The sequence below is a fragment of the Pseudomonas sp. genome (assembly GCF_030147005.1).
Classification (GTDB): domain Bacteria; phylum Pseudomonadota; class Gammaproteobacteria; order Pseudomonadales; family Pseudomonadaceae; genus Aquipseudomonas.
Window position 1 is genome coordinate 1 of the sequence record NZ_JASLAW010000245.1, and the last position, 4,875, is coordinate 4,875.

Annotated in this window: 3 protein-coding genes; 2 read left to right on the top strand and 1 reads right to left on the bottom strand. The window is 61.2% G+C overall.

Translation table 11 applies throughout. The features are described 5' to 3' along the window. Positions 1 to 218: 218 nt before the first annotated feature. Entirely contained in the window at positions 219 to 443 is a 225-nt protein-coding gene (locus Q1V60_RS22935; protein WP_124367036.1) for a YgdI/YgdR family lipoprotein, read from the bottom strand. A 188-nt stretch (positions 444 to 631) separates the two neighbouring features. Here Q1V60_RS22935 and Q1V60_RS22940 point away from each other — a divergent pair, with 188 nt between their 5' ends. Next, positions 632 to 2,278: a VRR-NUC domain-containing protein gene (locus Q1V60_RS22940; RefSeq protein WP_300635103.1), complete on the top strand. Its 1,647-nt coding sequence runs from the start codon at positions 632 to 634 to the stop codon at positions 2,276 to 2,278. Next, positions 2,275 to 4,533, top strand: coding sequence for an ATP-dependent DNA helicase (locus Q1V60_RS22945; protein ID WP_300635104.1), 2,259 nt, complete (start codon positions 2,275 to 2,277; stop codon positions 4,531 to 4,533). Before Q1V60_RS22940 ends, Q1V60_RS22945 begins: the two co-directional genes overlap by 4 nt. Positions 4,534 to 4,875 lie beyond the last annotated feature (342 nt).

Consider the following 4,875-nt stretch of genomic DNA (forward strand, 5'->3'; position numbering starts at 1 on the left):
GGGCAAGCCCTAATGCCAGTCAGTTAAGACAGAACCGGTCCCTGTGGCGAGGGAGCGTTCTCCCCCTGGACTGCGTAGCAGTCCCAGTTTTTGGGCCGCATCGCGCCCCAACGGGAGCAAGCTCCCTCGCCACAGGTCGCAGGTTTTTCTGCTTTAGCGCTTAACTGACCGGCATTAGGGCAAGCCCCGTCCCACAGGTGATCGGCAAGAACGGGCGGTTATTTTTCCTCGCGCACCGTGGCCACGTCATCCGCCTTGATACGGATGCGCTTGCCGGCGATATCGGTAAATTCATAAAAGCCGTCGGCGGTCTTGGCGTTGGGTGTGTCCTTGGTCAAATACTGTGTGCCGTTTTGCAACGTCACGACGGTTTGCGTGGAGCAACCGGCCAATACCAGAAAAGTGAGTGCAACCAGCGGAAGACCCAAATTCTTCATGTTCATTACCCTTACCTTAAACCCTGAAAAGTCCCGCGCCGTCTGGCTGCGGGCTATAAATGTTACGCGATCAGCTCCCTCATCTGATCGCTTTTTTGCAAAAAGTTGCAGGCGCCATTTATCTATTACTGATTGCAACAAACCGTTTGCGACGGCACTCTGTATGCATAACCAGTAGTTGATTGCTTAGCGCCATGGCCCACCCACTCGAAGACCCCTTGTATTACCTGCACAACTTCCGCCAAGTGCTGAGTTGGTTGGAGCAACGCTATGCCGATTTGCTCGATCCGGACGAATTGCAGTTCATTCAGCAATTCGACAGGCTGCCGCAAGCGTCCCAGGCGTTATTGGTGCGCATGGTCATGCGCAAGGGCGTGCATTTTCGCGGGGCAAAGCTCAATTACCTGGAAGTCGGCTGCCCGCACGCGGCCATGCAGCCGCTGCTGGCGTTCGGTTGGGTCGATGATCAATGCCTGCTGGGCTTCGAAGAGCTGTTCGGCCTGCTGCAAAAAGGCGAACTCTTGATGGCCTTCAAGCCCTGGATCGAGCAACCCAAAGGTCGCAAATCCGACTGGTTGCAGCCTTTGGCAGCGCAGTTCAACGAAAGCCGCAGCTTTGCCCTTTGGTGCCCCGGTCTGGAGGATGTGCTTTACAGCCTGACGGTGATGGAGTTGTGCGACCGCCTGCGCCTGATGTTTTTCGGCAACCTGTATCAGGACTGGTCGGAGTTCGTGCTGGCGGACCTGGGCATTTACACCTACGAAAAGGTGGCGTTCTGCGCCGAGTCCCGTGGGTTGCGCAGCCGCGCCGACGTGCAGGGCTTTTTGTTCCTGCACCAGTGCCAGCAAGCGTTTGACGCGGGTGAGGCGCTGGAAACGATATTGGCGCACATTGCCACGTTGAACACCGACAACCCCTGGCTGGAAAAACGCCGCGCCAAACTGCTGTTTCAGATCGGCCAATACTGTGAACGCAGTGCCGAGTTGAACGTGGCGGAGCAGATCTATCGCGCGTGTGCCTATCCCGGCGCGCGTTCGCGTTTGATCCGCGTGCTGGAGCGTCAGGAGGCTTACGGGCAAGCCATGGCGTTGGCCGTTGCCGCGCAACAGGCACCGGAAAGCGCGGCCGAGCAGCAACACCTGCTGCGCGTATTGCCGCGCCTGCGGCGCAAGCTGGGTGAGCCGACGGTGCCCAAGGCCAAGCCCCGCGCCGTCACGCGCCTGGACCTCGCACTGGCATTGCCGGAACCGCTGATGTCGGTGGAATGTTGCGTGCAGGCCCATCTGAGCGAGCCGGATGCGCCGGTGCATTATGTGGAAAATGGCCTGATCAATTCGCTGTTCGGCCTGCTGTGCTGGGACGTGATCTTCGCGCCATTGCCGGGCGCGTTTTTCCACCCGTTCCAGCGCGGGCCCGCCGACTTGCACAGTGAAGACTTTCATCAGCGCCGAACCGAGTTGTTCAGCACGTGCTTTGAGCAACTGCGGGACGAGCGCTACAAGACCACCATTCGCCAACGTTATGTGGACAAGTGGGGGATTCAATCGCCCTTTGTGTTCTGGAACCTGCTCAGCGAAGAACTGCTGGAGCAAGCCTTGACCTGCCTGCCCGCCGAACACCTGCGCTACTGGTTCGAGCGGCTGCTGCTGGATATCCGCGCCAACCGCACCGGGATGCCCGACCTGATCCAGTTCTGGCCGGCGCAGAAAACCTACCGCATGATCGAGGTCAAGGGCCCTGGCGACCGCCTGCAGGACAACCAACTGCGCTGGCTGGAGTTCTGCGGTGAATACCAGATGCCGGTCACGGTCTGTTATGTGCGCTGGGCAACGTCCGCTTGAGCTATAGCGTCGCGGTGCGCGCGTTGTGTGAGTTCACGGCCAAGGTCGGTGACCTGGACCTGCGTTTTACGCCGTCGCCCAGCGCCCAGGAAGGCATCGTCGGCCATCGCACGGTGGCGTCGCGGCGCAGTGCGCATTACCAGAACGAAGTGGCGCTCGAGGGCGAGTATCAGCAGCTCAGGGTGCGGGGCAGGGCGGACGGCTATGACCCGGACGGCAACCGCCTTGAAGAGGTAAAAACCTATCGCGGCGACCTCCAGGCCCAGCCGGCCAACCATCGGCTGCTGCATTGGGCCCAGGTCAAAGTCTATGGCTGGTTGATGTGCCAGAAGCTCGGGCTTGATGACATCGAACTGGCGCTGGTGTATTTCGATATCGTCGGCGAGGGTGAAACCCTGCTCAAGGAGCGTTTTGCCGCGCCCGACCTGGAGCGCTTCTTCAACCAGCAATGCGCGCTGTTTCTGGACTGGGCCCACCAGCAGATGCAGCACCGCGAGGCGCGCAACCGCGACGCGCAAAGCCTGGCGTTTCCCCACGCCGAGTTTCGCGTCGGCCAACGTTCGTTGGCCGAATCGGTCTACAAAGCGGTCAGCACCGGCCGTTGCCTGATGGCCCAGGCGCCTACCGGCATCGGCAAAACCGTCGGCACGCTGTTTCCGATGCTCAAGGCGCTGGCGCCGCAGCAGTTGGACAAGATCTATTTCCTCACCGCCAAGACCCCCGGCCGCAAGCTGGCGCTGGATGCCGCCCAAGTGTTGTACGACAGCAGCCCCGAGCTGTCTTTGCGAGTGCTGGAACTGGTGGCGCGGAACAAGGCGTGCGAGCACCCGGACAAAGCCTGCCACGGCGACTCGTGCCCGCTGGCCAAAGGCTTTTACGACCGCTTGCCCGCCGCCCGCCAGGCGGCGTCCAGGGTTCTTCTGCTTGATCAACGTCACTTGCGGGAAGTCGCCCTGGCCCACGACGTCTGCCCGTATTACCTGAGCCAGGAAATGGCGCGCTGGACCGACGTCGTAGTCGCCGACTACAACTACTATTTCGATTTTGGCGCGATGCTGTTCGGCCTGGCCCAGCTCAACCAATGGCGGGTCGCGGTGCTGGTGGACGAGGCGCATAACCTGGTCGAGCGGGCCCGCTCGATGTACAGCGCCAGCCTTGATCAATACAGCCTCAAGACCTTGCGCGAGAGTGCACCCGAGGTGCTGAAAAAGCCCTTGCAGCGCCTGAACCGTGAATGGAACGCCTTGCACAAGGACCAGCTCGCGCCGTATCAGGCGTACGCGGCCAAGCCCGACAAGCTGCTCCAGGCCCTGAGCCTGTGCGCAAGCGCCATGGGCGACTACTTCAACGACCATCCCGAAGCGCTCAACGGCGACCTGCAAGCCTTCTACTTCGAGGCGCTGCAATGGGCCAAGGTGGCCGAGCTGTTCAACGAGCACTTCATCTTCGATATCAGCAAACGCCAGTTCAGCGGCAAGCGCAGCAGCTCGACCCTGTGCCTGCGCAACGTGGTGCCGGCCGAGTTCATTCGGCCCCGGTTGACCGCCGCGCGCAGCAGCGTGCTGTTTTCCGCGACGTTGAGCCCGCGCCACTATTACGCCGACTTACTGGGGTTGCCGGCGGATACCGCATGGATCGACGTCGAATCGCCGTTCAAGGCCGAGCAATTGCAGGTGAGCATCGTTGACCGCATCTCCACGCGGTTCGTGCACCGCCAAGCCTCGCTAGAACCCATCGTGGCGCTGATCGCCCGCCAATTCGCCGAGCAACCCGGCAACTACCTGGCGTTTTTCTCAAGCTTCGATTACCTGCAACAAGTGGCGCAATTGATGGCTGAGCGTCACCCACGGATCACCCTGTGGTTGCAGTCGCGGGGCATGGCCGAGGCTGAGCGCCAGGCCTTTCTGGACCAGTTCACCCCGCACAGCCAGGGCATCGGTTTTGCGGTGCTGGGCGGCGCCTTTGGTGAAGGTATCGACCTGCCCGGTGCGCGCTTGATCGGGGCGTTCATCGCCACCCTGGGCTTGCCGCAACTCAATCCGGTGAACGAACAAATGAAGGCGCGCATGGGCGCCATCTTCGGCGCGGGCTATGACTACACCTATTTGTATCCCGGTATTCAGAAAGTCGTGCAAGCGGCGGGCAGGGTGATTCGCAGCCAGCACGACCGAGGGGTGGTGATGTTGATCGACGACCGCTTTGGCGAGGCGCGGGTGCGGCAGTTGTTGCCCAAGTGGTGGTCGACCGATAGCTGATGGACGCGGCCAGTCGACTTTGTTGTCCAAAGTCAGATGTGCGGCAGTCCGGATGTGGGCGAGGGCACTGTTGGATTTGTACTGCTTGACCCACCGCCATCGCGGCCTCGCTAGGGCTCGAGCGCTCCCACACGGGCGTGTTGCTTAAGCCTTGCAGGTGCCGTCGCCGTCGCGCACTAGGTTCCTTACTTTCTTATGGGGCGGCTCTGGGTCGATGGGTAACGGATGCTCCTGTTTACCGGCAGATGAATGGATTACGCAAGGCGTGTGCCGAAACCGTTAAGGCACGGCGAATCACCTGTGGCGAGGGAGCTTGCTCCCGCCGGGCTGCGAAGCGGCCCC

Bases quoted from the DNA above. Each gene is read 5' to 3' on its own strand.
- Q1V60_RS22935 (WP_124367036.1), bottom strand. From the start codon at position 443: ATGAACATGAAGAATTTGGGTCTTCCGCTGGTTGCACTCACTTTTCTG.
- Q1V60_RS22940 (WP_300635103.1), top strand. From the start codon at position 632: ATGGCCCACCCACTCGAAGACCCCTTGTATTACCTGCACAACTTCCGC.